Consider the following 23,697-nt stretch of genomic DNA (forward strand, 5'->3'; position numbering starts at 1 on the left):
GCGGTCACGTCCCGCGTGCCCCGCGTGCCCACCCTAGGCCCAACGCCGCCCGCACGTACCGGCGGTACGCCACGGCGGCAACCGGGGGCACGGCGGGGCTCGACGACCCCGACACGTGCGCCGGTCGGGGGACCGCCTGTGGAGACAGCCTCTGCGCGCCCCCGGGACTGGCACGATGCGTGCCATGCCCGACCACCCGGACACCCTCTACACCCGCACCCTGCGCGCGCTGCAGGACACCACCGCGTGCCCCGCCTGCACCGCGACGCTGCGGGCCGGGCGCTGCGCCGCGTGCGGACTGGACGTGTCGGGACCCGACGGGGCGCTCGTGTGGCGCGACAGCCAGGCGGTCGTGCGCGCCCTGACGGCCCGTCAGGACCGGGTCGCCGCGCTGCGCGCGGTGCAGACGACGGGCCGCGGCGGACGCGCGTGGACACCCCGGGTGCAGCCGCCGACCACGCACGCGCCGGCAGCCCTCGCGACGCCCCCGGCAGCGGCGCCGCGGGCGCACGTCCCGGTGGTCGCCACCCCGAGTGCTGCGGGCCGTCCGTCGGCCACAGCACGGCCGGGCCCACCGGCGTCGGTCCCCCGGACCGCTCCGGCCGGCGCCGCAGCCCTCGTCCCGATCCCGGTCCCGGCCCCGACCCCGGCCCCGGCCCCGGCCCCGGCCCCGGCGGAGCGTCGCCCGTGGCGGGTGCAGACCGTCCTGCAGGTCGTCGGCGCGGCACTGCTGGTCGCGGCCAGCATCACGTTCCTCGTCTTCGCGTGGGACGTGATGGGCCTGCGCGGCCGTGCGGCCGTCATCGGCGTGGGCACGCTCGTGGTGTTCGCGCTCGCGTCGTGGCTGCGCGCCCGCCGGCTGCCCCAGGGTGCCGAGGCCGTCGGCGCGCTGGCCGTCGTGCTGCTGCTGCTCGACGCGTGGGCCGTGCGGGCGACCGGCGTGGTCTCCCTCGGGGACGGCACCGGCCAGGCCGGTGTCTCCGCACTGGTGTGCGGCGCGCTGCTGACGGCGTGGGGCGTGCGCTCGCGGCTGCGGGCGGGTGCGGTCGCGGGCGCCGCACTCGTGCCCCTCGCACCGCTGGCGTGGCTGCCCGCGGTGCCGGACGCGGCCGCAGCGTGTGCGCTCCTCCTCGCCGGGGGCGTCCTGACCGCGGCACGCGCGGTACCGCCGTGGTGCCACGGGCGCGCCGAACGCACCGTCATGCGCATCATCGCCGCCCTGCTGCTGCCCGCAGCCGTCGTGACCGCCACCGTCGGGGGCGTCGTCCACCTCACGAGCGGCCCGTGGACGTACGTCGCGCTCCTCGCCGCCGCGGCCGTGGCGCTGGCCGGGCAGGTCGCGGTCGAGGCGCGCACGGTCGCGCTGGGCTCGGACGCGCAGCCGTCGTGGTCGACGCGCGGCGCCCGGGTGATGCGCGGCGTGTGGGCCGCGGCCGGTGCCGTCACGGCGACGGCGGCAGCCGCGACCGCGCTCACGGCTGTCGTGGCGCCGCGCACCGACGGAGTGACGGCCTCACAGGCTGCCGTCGTCGGGGCGTGCCTCGTGGCCGCCGCTCTCGTGCTGGTGCCCCGCGGCCGGGCGTGGGACACCGACGTCCTCGCCGCCGAGCGCGCAGCGCTCCTCGGGGCTGCCGGCGCGGCGAGCTGGTCGGTCCTCGTCGTCGTGGCCTGGACGGGGACGCGCCTCGCGGTCGGCACTCCCCGTGCGTTCGTCGCGGACGCCGGGACGGCAGCCGTGGGGGCCCTCGTCGTCGCCGGTGCGTTGGGACTCCTGACCGCGCGCCGCGGCGAGCGGCGCACGGCCCGTGCGGCGGCCGTCGCGTGGCGGACCGTCGTGGTGCTCGTCGCCGTGGCTCTCCCGGTGCTCGCCGCCACCGCGGACGTCGTCCTCGTGGCCGGGCAGGCCGTCGTCCTCGCCGGGTTCCTCGTCGCGGACCGACGCACCGGGCTCGGTCCCGTCGCCGCGCGCGCCGGTGCGGTCGCGGCCGCGGTCCTCGCGGTCCTCGGCGCCGCACCCGACGCCGCGTGGACGGCGGCCGCGCTCGTCCTCGGGGCCGTCCTGGCCGTGCTGGCCCGCTCGTGGTCGCACTCCCCCGCCTCGGGGCCCGCGTCGACGGTCGTCGCCGCGGGCCTGCTCCTGGCGGCGGGCGCCGTCGGTGGCACGGCGACGGGCCTGCCCCCGACGACCGCCCTCGCACTGACGGTCGCACCCGTCGCCGCGGCGCTCCTCGCCCGCGCCCGGGTCGTCGGCGCGGCCGCCCGCGGTGGCGCGGAGCGGGACGCCGCCCTGACTGCTGTCGTGCTCGCCCTCGCTGTCGCCTGGCCCTCGTCGGCCGTGGTCCTCGGGGCGCCGCCGCGCGCGACCGGCAGCGACCTCTCCGTGCTCGTGACCGCGGCGCCGCTCGTCACCGCCGCGGTCGCCCTTGCGCTCGTGGTCGTGCTGCTGCGGTGGGGACGCGCGTGGGGCGCCGTGCCCGAGCTGCCCACGGGCGGGTACGTGGTGCTCGGTGCCGCGGCCGCCGCACCCGTCGCTGCGCTGACGGTCGCGACCGGGCACGTAGCCCTCGGGCTCCCCGGCCAGGCGAGCTCGCTGCTGGTGACGACGAGCGGCGTCGTGACGGCGGTGTGCGCCCCGCTGCTGCGCCCCTCCGGTGGGGACGTCGCCCGACGTGCTGCGGAGGTGTCGGGCACGGTCGTCGTCGCGGCCGGCGTGGCCGTCGCGACCGCGTCAGGTGCCGGGGCCACGGCGGTGACCCTCCTGCTCGCCGCCGTCGGCGCCGCGGCGTGCGCGCTCGCCCGGGACCGGCGGTGGGCGTGGTGGGTCGCCCTGGGGCTGGCGACGTCCGCGTGGTGGGTGCTCCTGGGCGCCCGTGACACCACCGTCGTCGAGCCGTACACGCTGCCGCCCGCACTGGTCGTGGCCGCGGTGGGCGCCTGGCGGGTCGCGCGGCGTCGCGACGGGGGCGCCCGCCTGCTGGCCGCGGGGCTCGCACTCGCCACCCTCCCGACCGCAGTGCTGCCGCCGGTGCTGGAGGTGGGCGCACGGTGGGTCGACCGTGGTCTGCTCGCGGCAGCTGCAGCGGTTGGCGTGGTCGGTGCCGCCCTGCCGCTGGCACGCCGCCGGCCGGGTGCGGCCGAGGTCCTCGCAGGCCTCGGCGCCGTGCTGCTCGTCGTCGGGCCCCTTGCGCGTGCCGCGACGGCAGCGCAGATCCCGACGGCCGCGCCCACCGGCCCTGCCCTTCCGGACGGCAGCATCCTGGTCGAGGCCTGGTCGTGGCCTGCGGTGCTGGGGCTCGCCGCGTGCGCCGCCGTCGTCCGGTCGCCGCGGGTCCGCGCCGTGCTCGACCGCACCGTGCCGTGGGCCCTGCTCGCCGCTGCCACCGCGCCGACGCTCCTCGCCGTCCTCGCTGCCCCGTCGGCATCCGCCGCCGTGGTGCGGGCGACGGTGCTCGCCGCTGCCGCCGCGACGCTCACCCTGGTCGGTGGCGCGACGGGTCGCCGCACGTCCGCACCCGGCGCGCCGGCGCCCGCGAGCGGCACGGACGGCGCACCAGCGGGCACAGGCCTCACCGGGCTCGGGCTGGCGCTCACGGCAGCGGCGGTGGCCGGTGCGACGTCCGTCCTGGCGTCGCACGCGCCTCCGGTCGCCGTCGGCACCGCGCAGGACCTGCCGTTGCTCGTCGGCGGGCTCGTGACGCTCGCTGCGGTCGCGCTGACGGCCCGGCGCGGCCCGGTGCCCCTCGCGTGGGCCGCGGTCGGCGCACTCGCGCTGCTCCCGTCGGCGCTCGTGCGCGGGGCGGACCTGCGTCTGCTGCTCTGGGGCGCCACGGCGGCGGTCCTCCTGGCACTGGCCCGGATCGGACGCCCCCCGGCGCCGGGCACGGCGGACCCGCCGGCCGCCCGGCGCCCCGGACGGCTGCCCGCCGCGGACGTCCCGTGGGTGCTGACAGGGACGGCACTGCTCGTCATGGTCGCCGGCCCGTGGGCCGCCGCGCTCGGCCCCGGCGACACCTCCCACCCCGCGTCCCTCCTGCGGGTCGAGCTCGTGGCCGCCCTGACGTGGTTCGTCGCGCTGCACCACGCCCGGACGTGGCGGAGCGGACCCGTCGGTCCGGCGCTGCGCGCGACGCAGGTCGCGCTCCTCGTGCTCCCCTGCGTGCTCGCCGTCGACGTCTCCGCGCTCGGCACCCTGCGGGGCGTGCTCGTGCTCGCCGGTGGTGGCGCGCTCGCGTGGTGGGCGCGTGATCAGGTGGGCACGTGGCTGGGGGTCGGGGCTGCGTCCCTCGCGACGGCCGCGCTCGCGCTGCGCGGCGGGCCGGAGCCGGCGGACGTGCCGTGGACCGTGCTCGGTCTGCTCGTGCTCGCGCTGGGGGTGCGACAGATGCACCGGGAACCCACGTCCGCGTCGTGGCCGACGCTGGGACCACCGCTGGGCCTGGCCCTCGGTGCGCCGCTGACGGGCCTCGTGGTCGCTCCCGTCGGGTGGCGCGTCACCGCGCTGCTGGTGCTCGGTGTCGTCGTGGTGGTCGCCGGTGCCGTCCGCCGCTGGCAGGCCCCGCTTCTGCTCGGCGCTGCGGCCGTGCTGACCACGCTCGTCGTCGTCCTGAGCCCGCTCGCCGCCGGTGCGCTGGCTGCCGTCGACGGCTGGATCCTGCTCGCGGTGGGCGGGACCCTCGTGCTGGGCCTGGGCGTGACCTACGAGCGCCGCGCGCAGCAGGCGCGTGAGGCGGTCCGGTTCGTGCGCGAGATGCGCTGACGCCCGGGGGCGCCTGCCTCACCCGCCGAGGGCCGCCAGCAGGGACCGCGCGTCCGGGCTGCGGTCGAGCAGCTCGCCGACGTGCGCGCGTGTGCCCCGCAACGGGTCCCGCATGGGCACACGCTGCAGGGTCTGTGTGCCGGGGACGTCGAAGACCACGGAGTCCCAGCTCGCTGCGGAGATCTGCGCGCCGTAGCGCGCGACGGCCTCACCGCGGAAGTACGCCCGCGTGTCCTGCGGCGGGTGCTGGACCGCGTCCTCGACCTGCTCGGGCGTCACCAGCAGGTCGACGGCACCGGCTGCGGCGAGCCGGTGGTACAGGCCACGCTCGGGCCGCACGTCGGACCACTGGAGGTCGACCGCGGCCAGACGCGGGTGGTCCCACGCCAGGTGGTCGCGTCGCCGCATACCGTCCAGCAGGCGCAGCTTTGCGAGCCACTCCACCTCGCGTGCGCACGACGCCGGTTCGTCACCGAGGCGACGCAGCAGCGACTCCCACCGGTCGAGGACGTCGGACGTCTGCTCATCCAGGCTGCCGCCGACCGCGTCGAGAGCCGCCCGCACGGCGGCCAGGTACTCGGCCTGGATCTCCAGGGCCGTGAGCCGGCGCCCGTCGACCAGCTCGAGACGTTCCGTGAGCGACACGTCGTGGCTGACCCGGTGGACGGCTTGGACGGGGTCACGCAGCGCGAGCCGGTCGACCGTCTGGGCGATCGTGCGGGCCCTCCCGCCCGCCTCGGCCTGCTCGACGAGCCACAGGACGAGCGACGTCGTGCCGAGCCGCAGGTACGTCGCCACCTCGAGCATCGTGGCGTCGCCGATGATGACGTGCAGGCGGCGCCAGCGTGCCGGGTCGGCGTGCGGCTCGTCACGCGTGTTGACGATGGGACGGCGCAGCGTCGTCTCCAGGCCGACCTCGGCCTCGATGTAGTCCGCGCGCTGCGAGAGCTGGAACCCGGAATGCTCACCGCGCTGACCCAGCCCCACCCGGCCGGCACCCGTGAACACCTGGCGCGTCACGAGGAACGGCGTCAGCCGGGCGACCAGGTCGCTGAACGGCACGGCGCGGTCCACCAGGTAGTTCTCGTGGGTGCCGTACGTCGCACCCTTGCCGTCGACGTTGTTCTTGTACAGGGTCACGTCGGGCAGCGCCGGGGTGGCGGCGAGCCGACGCACGGACTCCAGCATGACGAGCTCGCCGGCCCGGTCCCACCGCACCGCGTCGAGCGGCGTCGTCACCTCGGGTGAGGAGTACTCGGGGTGCGCGTGGTCGACGTACAGCCGCGCGCCGTTCGTGAGGATGACGTTCGCCGCCCCCGGGTCCTCGTACTCCTCGACGTCGGAGCGCGGCATCTCCTGCGGTCCGTCGCCGGACGGCGCCGGGACGGTCGGTGAGTCGGTGAGCATCGACGGGTGCGCGGACGCGCGCTGCAGGTGGTACCCGCGGGCGTCGTGCAGGGGGTCCTCGTCGTCGTAGTCCCAGCGCGCGCGTGACCGCCCGGCCTCCCGCGCCGTGGCGTGCACGGCCACCACGTGGCTGGACAGGAGCATCGGGTTGGCCAGAGGTCGTCCCGGCTGCAGGACGCCGTACTCCGTCTCGATCCCCATCACGCGCCGCACGGTCACGGCGTCCACCCTAGGCGCCGCGCCGCCGACCGGCGGCACGTGCCCGAGGGCCAGGACGCCGGCGCCCGCCGCGCGCCGTCACGCGCGGCAGGTCAGAGGTACTGACCGGTGCTCGTGACGTTCTCGATGGTCCGCGAGGCGTCGACGCCCTTCTTGCCCTGCACGATCGTGCGGATGAACACGATCCGCTCGCCCTTCTTGCCGGAGATCCGCGCCCAGTCGTCGGGGTTGGTCGTGTTCGGCAGGTCCTCGTTCTCCTTGAACTCGTCGACGCAGGCCGACAGCAGGTGGTCGACCCGGATGCCGCGCTGACCGGTGGAGAGCAGGTCCTTGATCGCCGACTTCTTCGCGCGGTCGACGACGTTCTGGATCATCGCGCCGGAGTTGAAGTCCTTGAAGAACAGGACCTCCTTGTCACCGCTGGCGTACGTGACCTCGAGGAACCGGTTCTCGTCGGCCTCCGAGTACATGCGCTCGACGACCCGCGAGATCATGGCCTCCACGGCGGCCTGTCCCGAGCCGCCGTGCTCGGCGAGGTCGTCCCCGTGGATCGGCAGGTCCGGCGTCAGGTACTTCGCGAAGATCTCCCGCGCGCCCTCGGCGTCGGGCCGCTCGATCTTGATCTTCACGTCCAGCCGCCCGGGCCGCAGGATCGCGGGGTCGATCATGTCCTCGCGGTTCGACGCCCCGATCACGATGACGTTGTCGAGACGCTCGACGCCGTCGATCTCCGAGAGCAGCTGCGGCACGATCGTCGTCTCGACGTCGCTGGAGACACCCGTGCCGCGCGTCCGGAACAGCGACTCCATCTCGTCGAAGAAGACGACGACGGGGTGGCCCTGCGACGCCTTCTCGCGCGCCCGGGCAAAGATGAGGCGGATGTGCCGCTCCGTCTCACCCACGTACTTGTTGAGCAGCTCGGGGCCCTTGACGTTGAGGAAGAACGAGCGGGCGTCGGCGGCGTCCTCGCCACGCGCCGATGCGGCGGTCGCCGCGAGCGAGTTCGCGACGGCCTTCGCGATGAGCGTCTTGCCGCACCCGGGAGGGCCGTACAGGAGCACACCCTTGGGCGGCTTGAGCCCGTGCTCGCGGAACAGCTCGGGGTGCAGGAACGGCAGCTCGACGGCGTCGCGGATCGCCTCGATCTGCGGTCCGAGGCCACCGATGTCGGTGTAGTCGATGTCCGGGACCTCCTCGAGGACCAGCTCCTCGACCTCGGCCCGCGGGATGACCTCGAACACGAACCCGCTGCGCGCGTCGATCGTCAGCGCGTCGCCCACGCGCACGCCGCCGTCGGCGACCTGACCGGCGAACCGGACGACCCGCTCCTCGTCACCGCGCCCGACGACGAGCGCACGGCCCTCGCCCAGCATCTCCTTGACGGTGACGATCTCGCCGACCTTCTCGTAGCCGCCGGCCTCGACGACCGTGAGTGCCTCGTTGAGCATGACCTCCTGGCCGGGACGCAGGTGGTGCACGTCGAGGGTCGGGCTCGCGCCGACGTGCATCTTGCGGCCCGCGGAGACGATGTCGACCGAGCCGTCCTCGCGCGCACCGAGGAACGTCGCGTACGTCCCCGGCGGCTTGGCGAGGTCGTCCACCTGCCGCTTCAGCTCGAGGATCTGCTCACGCGCCGCGACCAGGGCCTCGCTGAGCCGTTCGTTCTTCGCGGCGAGCACCGCCAGCTCGCGTTGCAGGTCACGTCCAGGGGCAACGGGTTCGGTCATGTGATCGGCCTCCGTTCCGCGTCGCGGTGCACCGTCGTGCGGTCCACCGTGCACGTCGCTGTGCCTGCTGGTCAGACGACCCTAACCGCCCGTGTCAACACTCCGCGCGGGCCGCGCCGCGTGCGGCGGCAGCGTCCCGCACCGTGGACACCCACCGTGCTGCGGCACGGTGCGGGCGCACCTGCGGGTCACTCACCCGTGGCAGGCCCCTGCGGGCCGAGGTCCTCGGGCGCGACGTGGAGCTCGCGGCGGGCCCGGCGGATCTTCTTGGCCGACGTCTCGCGCTCCCCCATCGCCTCGGGCGACCACAGCTCGGTGTCGGTGGCGGGCGCGCCGTCCTCGGCGACCGGGTACGAGCCCTTCGCGGGGCGCCGCTTGCGGTGCGGCGGCTCGACCCCGTCGGCGAGGCGGCGGGTCGTCAGGAGGAACCCGGTGTGCCCGATCATGCGGTGCTGCGGACGGACCGCGAGCCCTTCCAGGTGCCACCCGCGGACCATGGACTCCCACGCCTCGGGCTCGGTGTAGCGGCCGTCGCTGCGCACGTCCTCGGCCAGGCGGGACAGCTGCGTCGTCGTCGCGACGTAGCAGACCAGCACCCCACCCGGCGCGAGGGCGTCGGCCACCACGTCGAGGTTCTCCCACGGGGCCAGCATGTCGAGCACGACGCGGTCGACCTCGCCGGGGCCGGCAGCCGTCGGCAGGACGTCGGCGAGGTCGCCGAGGCGCAGGTCCCACGCGGGGTGGGGACCGCCGAAGAACGACTCGACGTTGCCCCGGGCGATCGCCGCGAAGTCCTCGCGCCGCTCGATCGACACCAGGCGGCCCGCGTCGCCGACGGCACGCAGCAGCGACAGCGTCAGACCACCGGAGCCCACGCCCGCCTCCACGACGGTCGCCCCGGGGAAGACGTCGCCCATGGTGACGATCTGCCCGGCGTCCTTGGGGTAGACGACGGCCGCGCCCCGCGGCATCGACAGCACGTGGTCCGCCAGCAGGGGACGCAGCGCGAGGTACTCGATGCCCGACGTGTTCTGCACCACCACGCCCTCGGACGCCCCGATGAGCTCACTGTGCCGCAGGTAGCCGCGGTGCGTGTGGAAGTTGCCGTCCGGCTGCAGGGTGATGGTGTGCAGCCGGCCCTTCGGGTCGGTGAGCTGCACGCGCTCCCCGGCGCGGAAGGGTCCGCGCCGCTGGGCGGCCCCGGTCGGTGCGGGTGCGGCGGCGTCGTGGGTGGTCACGGGCGCCGAGTCTAGGTGCCGCGCGCGTGTCACCCTCGCAGCGCCGCGACGACGTCCCGCGTGCGCACGAGCGCCACCACGCGCCCGTCGACGACGGCGGCGACCACGGGGCCGTGCGCGGACGCCGCGGACAGCGCACGCAGCAGCGCGTCCCCCGTCAGGGAGCCGTCGACGACCGCGCCGACGGGCAGGGGGGTCGAGACCGCCAGGACGGTCGTCGTACCGGCCAGGTCCGCCGGGACGCGCGCAGCGGCCTCGGTGTCGACGTACGCCGCGGGGCGGCCGTCGGGGGCGAGCACGACGACGTCCGCCGTGTGCGCCGCGGCAGCCGTCTCCCGCGCCTGCGCGAGCGACGCCTGCGCCCCGACGACGACGGCCGGCCGCCCGATGCTCTGCAGCGTGAGGGAGTCCACGACGCGGCCCGTCCGCCCGGCCCGCACGGCGGCCGACGCACCCGACCACAGGAACGCACCGATGAGGGCGGCCCACGCCACCGAGACGAGGTCGGGCGTGACGCCGGCGAGCCACGGCCGGACGAGCACGACGAGCACCACGCCGACCGCGACGACGCGCCCGGTCCACCCCGCGACCACGCTGCCGCGGTGGCGGTCCCGCGTGGCCGCCCACACGGCCGCCTCGAGGATGCGGCCGCCGTCGAGCGGGAGCCCCGGCACGAGGTTGAACAGGCCGACGAACCCGTTGGCGACGGCCCCTGCCCACAGCACGGTCTGCAGCAGCGTGCCGTCGGGCACCGCGTGGTCCGCGACCAGCATGAAGCCACCCGCGAGGACGAGGTTGGCGACCGGTCCGACGACCGCGACGAGCGCACTCGTCCCCGGGGTGGCCGCCGCACCGCCGAACGTGGTGTGCCCGCCCCACAGCGTGAGCACGAAGGCGTGCGGCTGCTGGCCCCGGGCCTTGGCGACCAGACCGTGCGCGAGCTCGTGGACGAGCACGGACGCGAACAGCAGGACGACGAACACGAGAGCCACGACGTACGGCAGCGCACCACCGCCCCCCGTCCAGGTCTGCACGCTGGGCGCGAAGACCAGCGTCAGCACGACGGCCGCGAGCAACCAGCTGGGGGCCAGGACGACGGGTGCGCCGGCGACGTGCCCCAGCACCCAGCCGGAGGGACGCGGGGGTCGCGGTGAGCTCACGTCGTCAGCCTACGTTCCGCCGCACCGGCCGCCGGGGCGGCACGGGCGGCGACCGCAAGGCGGAGGTGTCGGCGGTCGCGCCTACGCTCGTCGCGTGAGCGTGGACACCCAGCAGGACCGAACGCCCGTGGACCCACCGACCGACGGGCCGACCGACGAGCCGCGCGTCCCGGGGCTGTCGCCCTCGCGCGCCAACGACTACCTGCAGTGCCCGCTGCTGTTCCGCTTCCGCGCCGTCGACCGCCTTCCCGAGCCCGCGTCGCCCGCGGCGGCTCGCGGGACGCTCGTGCACGCCGTCCTCGAGAAGCTCTTCGACCTGCCGGCCGCCGAGCGGACGCTCGAGGCGGCGTGCGCCGCGCTGCCCGAGCGCTGGGCGGAGGTGCTGGAGCAGGACCCCCGGTGCGTCGACCTGCACACGACCGATGCGGAGCGCGAGGAGTTCCTCGCCGGGGCCGAGCGGCTGCTGGCCACCTGGTTCACCCTCGAGGACCCGACGCGGCTCGAGCCGCGGGCCCGCGAGCTGCAGGTGCGCCACGACCTCGACGGCGGACCGCGGCTGCGGGGCGTCGTCGACCGCGTCGACGTCGCACCGAACGGCTGGGTGCGCGTCGTGGACTACAAGACGGGCCGATCCCCGCGCGCCGGGTACGAGAGCTCCGCGCTGTTCCAGATGCGGTTCTACGCGTACGTCGTGTGGCGGACGCGTGGCGTGCTGCCGAAGCGGCTGCAGCTGGCGTACCTCGGCGACGGCGTGGTGGTCAGCCACGAGCCGACCGAGTCCGAGATGCACACGCTCGAGGCGCGCGTGCGGTCGATCTGGGCCGGCATCGAGGACACCGCCCGCTCGGGCGACTGGCGCCCGCGCCCCTCGCGGTTGTGCGACTGGTGCTCGTTCCGCGACCGGTGCCCGTCGTTCGGCGGGACGCCGCCACCGGTCCCGGAGGGGGCGGTGGAACGCGCGATCGGGGTGACGCCCTCGCCGGCCGGCTGACGCCCCCGGCGGTGCACGGCAGCGTCCGGCGCGTCAGACGTGGTCGCGCAGGTCCAGCACCTCACCGCGCGCGATGCGCGCGATCGTGTCAAGGCCGATCCTCTCCAGCGATGACGTGCGCGAGACCTCCGTCGGCGGGTCCAGCACCACGTGGGAGTCGACGGCGACGACCCGCGCCCCGCTCGCCACGGCCGACGCCACACCCGAGCGGGAGTCCTCGAACGCCACGCAGTCCGTGATGTCGACGCCCAGCAGCCGCGCCGCGGTCAGGTACGGCTCCGGGTCCGGCTTGGGACGACTGACGGTGTCACCGCTGACCACGACGTCGAACAGCCCCACGGTGCGCGCGAAGGGCGCCGCCACCACCTCGAACGCCGAGGTCACGAGCGCCTGCGGCACCCCCGCGACGTGCAGTGCACCCAGGATGCGGTGCGCCCCCGCCTGCCAGGGGATGCCAGCGGCGACGGCGGCACGCACGGAGGAGTTGAGGGCGTCGGCGATCTCGGCGACCGGCAGGCCGACGCCCGCCGCCTGCAGGAGCCCGGCGGCGACGTCCATCGAGCTGCCGATCATCGCGACCGCCTGCTCGCGGGTCCACACCCCGCCGTGCGCCTCGACGAGCTCGATCTCGGCTGCCATCCAGTACGGCTCGGTGTCGATCAGCGTGCCGTCCATGTCCCACAGCACCGCCGCCGGGAGCACCTGCCCGGGCATGTCGCGGACCTGGGCGCGGGCGGCGGTCGTGCGGTCGGCGAACGTGCTCAGAGCGGTCTCCTGGTGCGTGCGATCGGCTGGTGGACGGTCGGTCGAGCGTACCCGCGCACCCCCGTGCGCTCGCGGCGTCCGGCCGCGAAGGCCCACGCGCCCTAGGCTGGGACGGTGAACGAGGACGCAGCCCCGGACCTGCCGGCCCGTGAGACCGTCATGCTCGCGGCGTTCGAAGGGTGGAACGACGCGGGCAGCGCCGCGACGACGGCGCTCGAGCACCTGCACGACGTGTGGGGTGCCGAGCAGGTCGACGAGCTGGACCCTGAGGAGTACCACGACTTCCAGGTGAACCGGCCCGTGGTCGGCCTGGGGCCCGACGGAACGCGCGAGATCACGTGGCCGACGACCGCGGTCGCGGTCGCGACGACCCCGCGCTCGGGACGCCAGGTGGTGCTCGTCCACGGCATCGAGCCGTCGATGCGGTGGCGGCGCTACTGCGGGGAGCTGCTCGACATCGCGGCCGGCCTGGGCGTCCGCACCATCGTCACCGTCGGGGCGCTGCTCGCCGACGTGCCGCACACGCGTCCGATCCCGGTCAACGCGACGAGCGAGGACGCGCACGTCCGCGAGCTGATGGGCCTGGAGCCGAACACGTACGAGGGGCCGACGGGCATCGTCGGCGTGCTGCAGCACGAGGCCGCCGCGCGCGGCATGCAGGCCCTGTCGCTGTGGGCCGCGGTGCCGCACTACGTCGCGGCGCCCCCCTCGCCCAAGGCGACCCTCGCGATCCTGCACCGCATCGAGGCGCTCATCGGCGAGCCGGTCCCGCTCGCGGAGCTGCCGGAGGACGCGACGGCGTGGCAGCTGGGCGTCGACGAGCTGGCCGGTGAGGACTCCGAGATCGGCGAGTACGTGCGCCAGCTCGAGGAGGCCAAGGACACCGCCGAGCTCCCGGAGGCGAGCGGCGAGGCCATCGCGCAGGAGTTCGAGCGCTACTTACGTCGGCGGGACAAGGGCACCGGCGGCTGATCGAGCGCCCCGCGGTCACCCGCGGGGGTCGTCACATCCGCACGCCCAGCAGCGCGTCGATCGTGCGGGACACGACGCCCGGCGCGCCCGCGTGGAACTCCACCTGACCGGCGAGCGCGGTCGCGGCCCAGGCGTCGACGAGCGCGAGCGCGCGCGGGGTGTCGAGGTCGTCCGCCACGGCGGCACGGACCCCGGCGAGGAGCGGAGCCGCGTCGGGCCCGCCGTTGCCGGACAGCGCCCGGCGCCACGTCACGACACGCTGCTGCGCCGCCGCGAGGCCCTCGTCGGTCCACTCCCAGTCGTCGCGGTACCGGTGCGCGAGCACGGCGAGGCGGATGGCCATGGGCTCGACCCCGTCCGCGAGCAGCCGGGAGACCAGCACGAGGTTGCCGCGTGACTTGCTCATCTTGTGGCCCTCGTACCCCACCATCCCGGTGTGCACGTGCGCGCGCGCCGACTCCCCCGCGTCCAGCAGGCGCAGGTGCGACGCGCTGCACTCGTGGTGCGGGAACGCCAGGTCGGATCCGCCGCCCTGCACGTCGAAGGGCACACCGAGACCGTCGCGTGCGATGACGGAGCACTCGATGTGCCACCCGGGACGGCCGCGCCCCAGGCCGGGGGTGTCCCAGGCGGGCTCGCCGGGGCGCTCGGCACGCCACAGCAGCGGGTCGAGGGGTGAGCGCTTGCCGGGGCGCTCGGGGTCGCCGCCACGCTCGGCGCTCAGCGCCAGCATCGCCGCGTCGTCGAGCCGCGCGACCGACCCGAACGCCGCGTCCGCGGACAGGTCGGCGTACACGTCGTCGCCGCCGTCGGGGGACGCGAGCCGGTAGGCCGCACCACGTGCCAGGAGGAGCTCGACCGCTGCGGCGACCTGCGGGACCGACTCGACGACGCCGCGGTACACGTCGGGTGGCACGACACCGAGGGCTGCCATGTCGGACGCGAACAGGGCGGTCTGGTCCGCCGCGAGGGTGCGCCAGTCGACGCCGATGGCCGTGGCGCGCTCGAGCAGCGGGTCGTCGACGTCCGTCACGTTCGACGCGTACGTGACCTGCTGACCCGCGTCGCGCCACGCACGCCCCAGCACATCGAAGGCGACGTACGTGGCGGCGTGGCCGAGGTGGGTCGCGTCGTACGGGGTGATGCCGCACACGTAGAGCCGGGCGTCGCGGCCCGGCGCCGCCACGACGACCTGGCCGGTCGAGGTGTCCAGCACCCGGACCGGCTCACCGGTCCCGGGGAGCCGAGGGATCTGCGGAGCGGGCCAGGTGAGCACGCCGGAAGCCTAACCGCCGGGAGCGGCGCCCTCGGCGTGCCTGGCCCTGTGGCGGGCCTTCCGGCACTCCGGCCGGCTGTGAGCCGCGTCAGGCGTTCGCGGGCGCCGTGACCGGCTCGAGCACACCGGTGAGCAGCAGGAGCACGACGAGCAGCGCGAGACCGAGCCGGTAGTACACGAACGGCGCGTAGCTGAAGGTCGAGACGATCTTGAGGAACGCGATGATCACGACGTACCCGACGACGAACGCCACGAGCGTCGCGACGAGCGTCGCCCCGAGGCTCGGGGTGCCGGCCTGCCCGAAGTCGCCCACGCTCTTGACGAGCTGGAACAGCCCCGAGCCGAACACCGCGGGGATGGCGAGCAGGAACGAGTACCGCGCCGCGGCCTCGCGGGTGTAGCCCATGAGCAGACCGCCGGTGATCGTGCCGCCCGAGCGCGAGACCCCGGGCACGAGCGCGAGCGCCTGCCAGAACCCGAAGGCGATCGCGTGCTTGGGTGTCAGCTCCTCGAGCCGCCGGGTCTTGGCCCCGCGACGGTCCGCCCACCCGAGGACGAGCGCGAACCCCGCCAGCGTCAGCGCCACGAGCCACAGGTTGCGGAAGGGGCGCTCGATCGCGTCCTGGAACGCCAGCCCCAGCACGACGATCGGCACCGAGCCGAGCGCGATGAACCACGCCATGAGCGCGTCGCGGTCCGACGGCTGCCCGGCGGGCATGCCCGCGCGCGAGCGCCAGTCGGTGCCGTAGGCCCCACGCACCGCGGCCCACCACGCGAGCGCGATGCGCTTGATGTCGCGGCGGAAGTAGAGGAGCACGGCGGTCTCGGTGCCGAGCTGGGTGATCGCCGTGAACGCGGCGCCCGGGTCACCGGACCCGACGAGCTCACCGAAGATGCGCAGGTGGGCGCTGGAGGAGACCGGCAGGAACTCGGTCAGACCTTGGACCAGCCCCAGGAAGATCGCTTCGCCCGTACCGATGCCCGTTGCCACGAGGCGCAACGATAGCGGTGCCGTCCGGTCCCGGCGCGCGGCTCGTCGGGCTCCGGAGGTGCGCCCGGCGCGGCTAGGGTGACGCCTCATGGAGCACCGCCGTCTGGGCCGCACCGGCCTGCGCGTCTCGTCGCTGGGTCTGGGGACGATGACGTGGAGCCGCGACACCGACGACCACGAGGCCGCCGAGCAGCTGCGCGACTTCGTCGAGGCGGGCGGCACGCTCGTCGACACCTCGGCCGCGTACGCCGACGGCGGCTCCGAGGAGCTCCTCGGCACCCTGCTCGGTGAGGTCGTCGACCGCGAGGACGTCGTCATCTGCACCAAGGCGGGTGTGCGGCGCACGGCGGAGGGCGGGATGGTCGACGCCTCACGCGGTGCCCTGCTCGACAGCCTCGACGCGTCGCTGCGTCGCCTCGGGACCGACCGTGTCGACCTGTGGCTGGCGACGCCCGACCCGCGCACCCCGCTGGAGGAGACCGTCTCGGCGCTGCGCCACGCCGTGCAGGTCGGCAAGGCCCGCTACGTGGGCCTGTCGAACCACGCGGGCTGGCAGGTCGCGCGTGCCGCCACGCTCCTCGAGACCGACCCCGGGCTGGCCGCCGTCGAGGCGGAGTACTCGCTCCTGCAGCGTGGCGTGGAGCGCGAGGTGCTGCCGGCGTGCGCCGCGCTGGGTGCCGGGCTGCTCGCGTGGTCACCGCTGGGACGCGGCGTGCTCACGGGCAAGTACCGCCGCACGATCCCGTCGGACTCGCGCGCGGCGTCCGCGCACCTCGCGGGGTTCGTGCAGCCGTACCTCACGGCCGACGCGGCCGGGGTGGTGGACGCCGTGGTCATGGCCGCGTCAGGGCTGGACCGCACGCCGCTGGAGGTCGCCCTCGCGTGGGTGACGTCCCGGCCAGGGGTGGCCGGCGCGATCGTCGGGGCCCGCACCGCGGCGCAGCTGCGCGGTGCGCTGACCGTGCACGACCTGCGCCTGCCGCCGGAGATCGTCGCGGTGCTCGACGAGCTCACGGCGCCGAACGCGGGCTACCCCGAGCGCTAGGCCGGCACGTCCGGGGCGTCCCGGACGGCGCGGTGACGTGACTCAGGCGCGGTCGTCGACCTCGAAGTCGGTGTCGAGGTCGTCGTCGTCCTCGTCGTCGTCGTCGTCCTCGTCGTCCTCGTCGTCCTCGTCGGGCTCGTCGCCGTCCTCGTCGTCCTCACCGAGGTAGAACGGGGTCGCCTCGCCGTGGACCGTGCCCAGCGCGTCGTCGTACACCTCGAACGCGTCGGCCAGGACGTCGTACGCGTCGTCCACGGCAGGGTCGTCCTCACCGTTCTTGCCCACGACTGCGGCGTAGTGCGCCTCGAGGGCGGCAACCAGTCGGTCGAGTGCGGCGCGCGGGTCCACGGTCATGCGATGAACCGTAGCGCCGCCCGAGGCACAATGGCACCGCAGCGGCGCCGACAGGCGCTCCTGACGCGACGTCAGGACCACACCGACGGGACGAGGTGGGCGATGACGGACAGTCGGGCGCGCGAGCGGCGCAGCGAGTGGGACGCGCACGGTGGCCAGTGGGAGTACCGCGTGCTGCGGATCCCGGCAACGACGTCCGGCGGGGACGCCCGGCGCATGCTCACCGACGAGGCCGAGTACGGCCGCTGGGAGCTCGCCCGCCTGCGCCTCTACGCCGGCGGCGAGAGGCGGGTGTGGCTGCGGCGCAAGATCATCCGGGTGCGCTCCACGCTCGCGAACACCTCGGTCTGACGCCCGTCCCCGCCTCCGGCCACCTCGTCGTGAGGCGGCCGTCCCCCGGTCAGCAGGTCGTGAGCAGGCGGTCGAGGACGCGTGTGCCGAAGCGCAGCGCGTCGACCGGGACCCGCTCGTCCACGCCGTGGAACATGCCGGCGAAGTCCAGGTCGGGCGGCAGGCGCAACGGCGCGAACCCGTACCCCGTGATGCCCAGCAGCGACAACGACTTGTTGTCCGTCCCACCGGAGAGCATGTAGGGCAGGACGTGCGCGCCGGGGTCCTCCGCCACGACGGCCGCCACCATCGCGTCGACGAGCGCACCCTCGGACGGCGCCTCCAGGCCCGTGTCCCGCACGAGGTCCTCGATGCGCACGTGCGGCCCCGCGAGGCGCGCGACCGTCGCGTCGAACTCGGCGGACAGGCCGGGCAGGAAGCGTCCGTCGACCGCGGCGGTCGCGGATCCGGGGATGACGTTCTCCTTGTAGCCCGCCGCGAGGCGCGTCGGGTTCGTCGAGTGCCGCAGGGTGGCGCCGACGAACCGTGACGCCGGGCCCAGCGCGTCGACCAGCGCGTCCACCGCGTCCGGGTCCTCGGGGCCGAACGGCAGGCCGGTGAGGTCCGCCACGCCCGTGAGCAGGGCCCGGACCGTCGGGGTGAGCTGCAACGGCCACGCGTGCTCGCCGATGCGGGCGACGGCCGCGGCCAGGTGGGTCACCGCGTTGTCCGTGTTGACCTGGCTGCCGTGCCCGGCGCGCCCCTCGGCGACGAGCCGCAGCCACGCGAGCCCCTTCTCGGCGGTCTGCAGGAGGTAGACGCGCTGCCCGGCGACGTCGACCGAGAACCCGCCGACCTCGCTGATCGCCTCGGTCGCCCCGGCGAAGAGCTCGGGGCGGTGCTCCACGGCCCAGTGGGCGCCGAACCGACCGCCCGCCTCCTCGTCGGCGAACATCGCGAGGACGACGTCCCGCGCCGGACGGCGGCCCTCGCGGACCATCTGCCGCACGACGGCGAGCACCATCGCGTCCATGTCCTTCATGTCGACGGCCCCGCGACCCCACACGAGCCCGTCGCGCACCTCGGCCGCGAAGGGGTCCACCGACCAGTCCGGCGCGTGCGCGGGGACGACGTCGAGGTGCCCGTGCACGACGAGCGCCGGACGCGACGGGTCCGCACCCTCGAGGCGCACGACGACGTTGGCGCGGCCCGGTGCGCTCTCGAACAGCTCGGGCTCGAGCCCGACGTCCTGCAGCAGGCCGACGACGTACTCGGCCGCCTCACGCTCCCCCGGGCCCGTGCCGTCACCGGGGTTGGTCGTGTCGAAGCGGATCAGGTCGCGGCAGAGGTCGACGACCTCGTCCTGGGCGGTCGGGACCTGCGTGTCGGACACGGTCACTGCGCCGCCGCCAGTCCGCGCCGCGCCAGCAGCGGCTCGATGCGCGGGTCGCGGCCGCGCAGGTCGCGGAACGCCTGCAGCGGGTCGATCGACCCGCCGCGGCCCAGCAGCCGCGTCCGGAAGGCGTCGCCGTTCTCGCGCCGCAGCCCGCCGTTCTCGGCGAACCACTCGACCGTGTCGGCGTCGAGGACCTCGGACCAGATGTACGCGTAGTACCCCGCGGAGTAGCCCGACCCGAAGATGTGGTTGAAGTACGTCGTGCGGTACCGCGGCGGCACCGTGCGCAGGTCGACACCCGCGTCGCGCAGCGCGCGAGCCTCGAACTCCTCGACCTGCTCGGGCGCCGTCGGCACGTCCTCGGGCGCCAGGCGGTACCAGGCCTGGTCGAGCAGCGCCGCCGCGAGGTACTCGGTCGTGGCGAACCCCTCGCCGTCCTGACGCCCCGCGAGCAGGGTCTGCACCCACTCCTGCGGCATCGGCTCACCGGTCTCGTGGTGCACCGCGAACGACCGCAGGACCTCGGGGTCCCACGCCCACATCTCGTTGACCTGCGACGGGTACTCCACGAAGTCCCGCGGCACGCTCGTACCCGACTGCGACGGGTACCGCACGGCCGACAGCAGCGCGTGCAGCGCGTGCCCGAACTCGTGGAACATCGTGATGACCTCGTCCCACGTGAGCAGCGTCGGCTGCCCGGGCGGCGGCTTGGGGACGTTGAGGTTGTTGACGACGACCGGCGCCTCCCCCAGCAGGGTCGACTGGTCGACGAGCGAGTTCATCCAGGCCCCGCCGCGCTTGGCGGGTCGCGTCCACCAGTCCCCCAGGAAGAGGCCGAGGCCCGTGCCGTCGGCGTCGAAGACCTCGAACACACGCACGTCGGGGTGGTACCCGACGAGGTCGTGCCGCTCCGCGAACGTCAGCCCGTACAGCGCGTTCGCGGCGCGGAACACCCCGTCCGCGAGGACGCGCTCGAGCTCGAGGTAGGGGCGCAGCTCCGCCTCGTCGAGCGCACGGCGCTCCTGCCGGACACGTCCGGCGTAGTAGGCCCAGTCCCAGGGCTCGAGCGACGCACCCGGGTGGTCGGCCTGCAACGCGTGCTCGAGGTCGGCGGCCTCGGCGCGGGCGTTGGCCACGGCCGCGGGAGCCAGTCGCACGAGCATCTCCTCGACGGCCTGCGCGGAGCCGGCCGTCGCGTCCGCGGCCACGTAGGCCGCGTGGTGCTCGAAGCCCAGCAGCCGGGCACGCTCGGCGCGCAGGCGCACGAGTCCCAGCAGGGTGCTGCGCGTGTCGTGCTCGTCGCCGGTCGCACCGCGGCCGAGCGACGCGGTCATGACGCGCTCGCGCAGCCCGCGGTCGCGCAGCAGCGACAGGACAGATTGCTGGGTGGGCAGCTGCAGCTCGATCAGCCACGCACCCTCGTCGCCGCGTGCGGCCGCGGCCTGTGCCGCCGCGTCGCGGGCGTCGTCCGGCAGGCCGTCCAGCTCGGCCTCGTCGGTCACGAGGACCGCCGCGGCGTTGGCGCCCGCGAGCAGCAGCCTCCCGAAGGCCGCGTCGAGCGACGTGATCTCGGCGTTGATCGCGCGCAGCCGCTGCTGGTCCGCCTCGTCCAGGCCGACGCCGGCACGCGTGAAGCGCGTCCGGGTGCGGTGCAGCAGCCAGGCCGTGTCGGGTGGGAGCTGCACGCCGTCGGCCTCGACGCGGGCGGCGAGCGCCTCGACCCGTGCGTGCAGCCGCGCGTCCAGCCAGATGGCGTCGGAGTGCGCCGCCAGCAGCGGCGCGACCTCCTCCTCGACGTCCTGCAGACCGGGCGTGGACTCGGCGCCCGCCTGGACGTAGAAGGCGGAGGCGACGCGGTGCAGGAGCCGCCCGGACCGCTCGAGCGCCTCGAGCGTGTTCTCCACGGTCGGCTCGTTCGGGTCGGTCGCGATCGCCTCGACCTCGGCGCGCTGCTCGGCCATGCCGGCGCGCAGCGCGGGCAGGTAGTGCTCCTCACGCAGCTCACGGAAGTCCGGCAGGCCGTACGGCAGGTCGGACGCACGGGCGAACGGGTTGGCGGCGTCGAGCGGGAGCACGTCGGAGGTCATGGGCACCATGGTCACATCCCCGGGGGCCCGGACACCGCGTCGGCCCGCCCTGGCATACCCCCGGAGCTCAGGTCCCGGCGCCAGGAGGGCACCGGGTACCCGTCAGGCCCGCGCGAGCACCTCGGCCACCGGGGTCCACGCCCGTCCGTGCGCCTGCGCGACGGCCTCGTTGAGCAGCCGGCCGCCGTGCGTCGTCAGACCGCCCGCGAGCGCCGGGTCGTCCGACGCCGCGGCACGCCAGCCGCTGTCGGCGAGCTGCGTGAGGTACGGCAGCGTGGCACTGGTCAGCGCCTGGGTCGAGGTCACGGGCACGGCGCCGGGCATGTTGGCGACGCAGTAGAAGAGCGATCCGTGCACGCGGAACGTCGGGTCGTCGTGCGTGGTGGGGCGGGTGCCCTCGAAGCAGCCCCCCTGGTCGACGGCGACGTCGACCAGGACGGACCCGTGCCGCATGCGGGAGACCAGCTCGTCGCTCACGAGGCGTGGCGCTCGCGCACCGGGCAGCAGGACCGCCCCGATCACGAGGTCCGCGTCGAGCAGCTCGTGCTCGATCGTCCACGTCGACGACGCGAGCGCACGCACGCGTCCGCCGAACAGGTCGTCGATCTCGCGCAGCCGCGGCAGCGACAGGTCGAGCACCGTGACGTCCGCGCGCATGCCGACGGCGATCTGGGCGGCGTGCCTGCCGACGACACCGGCGCCGATCACGACGACCTTGGCCCCGTCGACACCGGGGACACCGCCCAGCAGCACCCCACGGCCGCCGGGGCCGCGCATGAGGTGGTAGGCGCCGACCTGGGTGGCCAGCCGGCCGGCGACCTCGCTCATGGGCGCCAGCAGCGGCAGCGACCCGTCGGGCAGCTGCACGGTCTCGTAGGCGATCGCGGTGGTCCCGGAGCCGAGGAGCGCGTCGGTCGTGGCGGGGTCGGCGGCGAGGTGCAGGTAGGTGAAAAGGGTGAGGTCGTCGCGCAGGTAGGCGTGCTCGGCCGGTTCGGGTTCCTTGACCTTGCAGACGAGCGCGGCGGACCAGGCGTCGGCCGCGCTCGGGACGATGCGTGCGCCGGCGGCCGCGTAGTCGGCGTCGTCGATCGCCGACCCGGCGCCGGCGCCCGTCTCGACGAGGACCTCGTGGCCCGCCGCGACCAGGTGCTGCGCGCCTGCCGGGGTGAGGGCGACGCGGTGCTCGCCGCTCTTGGTCTCGCGCGGGATGCCGACCTGCATCGTGGTGCTCCTGTCGGACGGCGAGGACGGTGGTGCGCCCCCGGTGCGGCGTACGTGTCCTGCGACCGTATGACGCCCGGCGGCTGTTCGGTAGCGTGCAGGCATGCCTGCGAGCCGTCCGGGTGCGGGTCCGGCGGGCGGGACGCCCGTGCACCGCAAGGCGCGCCCGGGTGCGCCCCCGGGGTTCTTCGCGTGCGAGGCCGCCGGGCTGCGGTGGCTCGCCGCCGCGGGCGGGGCGCGCGTGGTCGAGGTGATCGACGTCGCGCACGACCACCTCGATCTCGTGCGGTTGCGGCACGTGCCGCCCGACCGGGACGCGGCGCGCGCCTTCGGCGCAGCGCTGGCGCGTACGCACGACGCGGGTGCCGACGCGTTCGGCGTCCCGCCCGACGGGTGGCCGGGCGACGGCTGGTTCGGCCCGCTCGACGCGCCGCTGCCGATGCGCGCGGGCCGGTACAGCACCTGGGGTCCGTTCCTCGCCGAGTGCCGCGTCTCCCCCGTCGCCACCGCCCTGCGCGACGCGGGGCTGACGACCCGTGACGACGACGTGGCGTTCGACCGGCTCGTCGCGCTGCTGCACGACGGACGGTGGGACGACGGCGACGCCCCGTCGCGGCTGCACGGTGACCTGTGGCAGGGCAACGTGGTGTGGACCGCCCAGGGGGTGACGCTCATCGACCCCGCGGCGCACGGCGGGCACCGTGAGACGGACCTGGCGATGCTCGCGCTGTTCGGGCTCCCGCACCTGGACGACGTGCTCGGCGCCTACCAGGAGGTGCACCCGCTGCGGCGCGGCTGGCGGCACCGGGTCGGGCTGCACCAGCTGTACCCGGTCGCGGTGCACGCCCTGCTGTTCGGTGGCGGTTATGTCGAGCAGACGCGACGCGTGCTGCACGCCGCCCGGCCCTGAGGGACGCTGGAGGGGTACGGCCGGTCGGGAACGGGGTTGTGTGAGGGCTTGGTGAGGGCTCCGCCTCCTCCCATCCGGTTCCCAGGTGCGCGAGTTAACCTCGCCGCGCTCGAGGACGGCGCGCGCTGCCGACGTCACCGGGGACGCGACATCGCAGAGGAGGCCGACCATCACCAGGCCCATCGTGCTCGTGCACGGCACCCGGACCTCGTCCGAGATCTGGCACGCGCAGGTGTCCGCGCTGCGTCGCGGCGGCCACCCGACGTTCGCGATCGACCTGCCCGGGCACGGCACCCGCAGCGACGAGCGCTTCACGCTCGACGGCGCCCTCGCGGCGATCGACGATGCGGTCCAGGCGTGCCCGGCACCGCCGCTGCTGGTCGGGCTCTCGCTCGGGGGGTACGTGTCCCTGGCGTACGCGAGCAAGCACGAGGACAGGCTCGCGGGCGTCGTGCTGGCGGGTTGCTCGACCGAGATCAAGGGCAAGCCGCTGCACCTGTACCGTCGCGCGTCGACGCGCGTGACGCAGTGGCTGGGACGCGGGCAGGGGACGTGGCACGTGGTCACCGACATGTTGAGCGCGCTGGCCGGCTACTCGCCCCTGCGTGACCTGCGTCGCCTGCTGCTGCCGGTGTGGGTGGTCAACGGGCGGCGGGACCCGCTGCGCCTCGACGAGCGGCGCTACCTGCGCGCGCTGCCGGGCGTGCGTCTCACCGTGGTGCCGCGGGCGGGGCACGACGTGAACTCGCACGCGCCCGCGGCGTTCAACCGCGTCCTGCTCGACGCCCTGCACGAGCTCGCCGCGCACACGCACGTGGGCCCGCGCACGGCCTGACACGCCGGACCCCGCCC

18 protein-coding genes are annotated in these 23,697 nt (G+C 75.3%); 7 read left to right on the forward strand and 11 right to left on the reverse strand.

Annotated features, from left to right (window positions below; translation table 11 throughout):
* Nucleotides 1-184 precede the first annotated feature (184 nt).
* Complete coding sequence (locus NP048_RS10170; RefSeq protein WP_227575502.1) at nucleotides 185-4,756, forward strand: SCO7613 C-terminal domain-containing membrane protein; 4,572 nt, start codon at nucleotides 185-187, stop codon at nucleotides 4,754-4,756.
* An 18-nt stretch (nucleotides 4,757-4,774) separates the two neighbouring features.
* On the opposite strand, the gene dop is transcribed toward NP048_RS10170, so the two are convergent.
* From dop to NP048_RS10190, 4 genes are all read right to left on the reverse strand, one after another.
* Nucleotides 4,775-6,382 carry a depupylase/deamidase Dop gene (gene dop, locus NP048_RS10175; protein ID WP_284439697.1) on the reverse strand — a complete coding sequence of 536 codons (1,608 nt, stop codon included), beginning with the start codon at nucleotides 6,380-6,382 and terminating at the stop codon, nucleotides 4,775-4,777.
* Between the two features lie 92 nt (nucleotides 6,383-6,474).
* Nucleotides 6,475-8,109: a proteasome ATPase gene (gene arc / locus NP048_RS10180; protein ID WP_227575503.1), complete on the reverse strand. Its 1,635-nt coding sequence runs from the start codon at nucleotides 8,107-8,109 to the stop codon at nucleotides 6,475-6,477.
* 188 nt (nucleotides 8,110-8,297) lie between these two features.
* Nucleotides 8,298-9,347 (reverse strand): tRNA (adenine-N1)-methyltransferase, encoded by a 1,050-nt coding sequence (locus tag NP048_RS10185; protein WP_227575504.1) that lies wholly within the window; start codon nucleotides 9,345-9,347, stop codon nucleotides 8,298-8,300.
* Between the two features lie 29 nt (nucleotides 9,348-9,376).
* On the reverse strand, nucleotides 9,377-10,507 hold the full coding sequence (locus NP048_RS10190) for a site-2 protease family protein (protein ID WP_227575505.1): 1,131 nt from the start codon (nucleotides 10,505-10,507) through the stop codon (nucleotides 9,377-9,379).
* Between the two features lie 100 nt (nucleotides 10,508-10,607).
* Here NP048_RS10190 and NP048_RS10195 point away from each other — a divergent pair, with 100 nt between their 5' ends.
* Nucleotides 10,608-11,498 (forward strand): RecB family exonuclease, encoded by an 891-nt coding sequence (locus NP048_RS10195; RefSeq protein WP_372456790.1) that lies wholly within the window; start codon nucleotides 10,608-10,610, stop codon nucleotides 11,496-11,498.
* Nucleotides 11,499-11,531: 33 nt separating this feature from the next.
* Here NP048_RS10195 and NP048_RS10200 read toward each other — a convergent pair whose 3' ends face one another.
* Nucleotides 11,532-12,212: an HAD family hydrolase gene (locus tag NP048_RS10200; RefSeq protein ID WP_227575506.1), complete on the reverse strand. Its 681-nt coding sequence runs from the start codon at nucleotides 12,210-12,212 to the stop codon at nucleotides 11,532-11,534.
* Nucleotides 12,213-12,377: 165 nt separating this feature from the next.
* On the opposite strand from NP048_RS10200, the gene NP048_RS10205 reads away from it, so the two are divergent.
* Complete coding sequence (locus NP048_RS10205; protein WP_284439698.1) at nucleotides 12,378-13,235, forward strand: PAC2 family protein; 858 nt, start codon at nucleotides 12,378-12,380, stop codon at nucleotides 13,233-13,235.
* Nucleotides 13,236-13,266: 31 nt separating this feature from the next.
* Here the strand turns inward: NP048_RS10205 and mshC are convergent, their stop codons facing one another.
* Together mshC and NP048_RS10215 are read right to left on the reverse strand one after the other, a co-directional pair.
* Entirely contained in the window at nucleotides 13,267-14,511 is a 1,245-nt protein-coding gene (gene mshC, locus NP048_RS10210) for a cysteine--1-D-myo-inosityl 2-amino-2-deoxy-alpha-D-glucopyranoside ligase (RefSeq protein ID WP_227575507.1), read from the reverse strand.
* Between the two features lie 88 nt (nucleotides 14,512-14,599).
* A complete protein-coding gene (locus tag NP048_RS10215) occupies nucleotides 14,600-15,502 on the reverse strand; it encodes an undecaprenyl-diphosphate phosphatase (RefSeq protein WP_372456771.1) in 903 nt (300 codons plus the stop codon).
* Nucleotides 15,503-15,590: 88 nt separating this feature from the next.
* Here NP048_RS10215 and NP048_RS10220 point away from each other — a divergent pair, with 88 nt between their 5' ends.
* A complete protein-coding gene (locus tag NP048_RS10220) occupies nucleotides 15,591-16,547 on the forward strand; it encodes an aldo/keto reductase (protein ID WP_227575508.1) in 957 nt (318 codons plus the stop codon).
* 42 nt (nucleotides 16,548-16,589) lie between these two features.
* Here NP048_RS10220 and NP048_RS10225 read toward each other — a convergent pair whose 3' ends face one another.
* A complete protein-coding gene (locus tag NP048_RS10225) occupies nucleotides 16,590-16,901 on the reverse strand; it encodes a primosomal protein (RefSeq protein ID WP_227575509.1) in 312 nt (103 codons plus the stop codon).
* 102 nt (nucleotides 16,902-17,003) lie between these two features.
* Between NP048_RS10225 and NP048_RS10230 the strand changes: the two genes are divergently transcribed.
* Entirely contained in the window at nucleotides 17,004-17,252 is a 249-nt protein-coding gene (locus tag NP048_RS10230) for a DUF5703 family protein (RefSeq protein ID WP_227575510.1), read from the forward strand.
* Between the two features lie 49 nt (nucleotides 17,253-17,301).
* Here NP048_RS10230 and NP048_RS10235 read toward each other — a convergent pair whose 3' ends face one another.
* From NP048_RS10235 to ald, 3 genes are all read right to left on the reverse strand, one after another.
* Nucleotides 17,302-18,624 carry a M20/M25/M40 family metallo-hydrolase gene (locus NP048_RS10235; RefSeq protein ID WP_227575511.1) on the reverse strand — a complete coding sequence of 441 codons (1,323 nt, stop codon included), beginning with the start codon at nucleotides 18,622-18,624 and terminating at the stop codon, nucleotides 17,302-17,304.
* A 2-nt stretch (nucleotides 18,625-18,626) separates the two neighbouring features.
* Nucleotides 18,627-20,723 (reverse strand): M3 family metallopeptidase, encoded by a 2,097-nt coding sequence (locus NP048_RS10240; RefSeq protein ID WP_372456772.1) that lies wholly within the window; start codon nucleotides 20,721-20,723, stop codon nucleotides 18,627-18,629.
* A 93-nt stretch (nucleotides 20,724-20,816) separates the two neighbouring features.
* Entirely contained in the window at nucleotides 20,817-21,935 is a 1,119-nt protein-coding gene (ald, locus tag NP048_RS10245; RefSeq protein ID WP_227575513.1) for an alanine dehydrogenase, read from the reverse strand.
* A 103-nt stretch (nucleotides 21,936-22,038) separates the two neighbouring features.
* On the opposite strand from ald, the gene NP048_RS10250 reads away from it, so the two are divergent.
* Both NP048_RS10250 and NP048_RS10255 read left to right on the forward strand, forming a co-directional pair.
* Nucleotides 22,039-22,845: a fructosamine kinase family protein gene (locus NP048_RS10250; protein ID WP_227575514.1), complete on the forward strand. Its 807-nt coding sequence runs from the start codon at nucleotides 22,039-22,041 to the stop codon at nucleotides 22,843-22,845.
* Between the two features lie 190 nt (nucleotides 22,846-23,035).
* Nucleotides 23,036-23,680, forward strand: a complete 645-nt coding sequence (locus NP048_RS10255) for an alpha/beta fold hydrolase (RefSeq protein WP_227579745.1) — start codon at nucleotides 23,036-23,038, stop codon at nucleotides 23,678-23,680.
* Nucleotides 23,681-23,697: the final 17 nt, after the last annotated feature.

Source organism: Cellulomonas xiejunii (assembly GCF_024508315.1).
Taxonomy (GTDB): Bacteria; Actinomycetota; Actinomycetes; order Actinomycetales; family Cellulomonadaceae; genus Cellulomonas; species Cellulomonas xiejunii.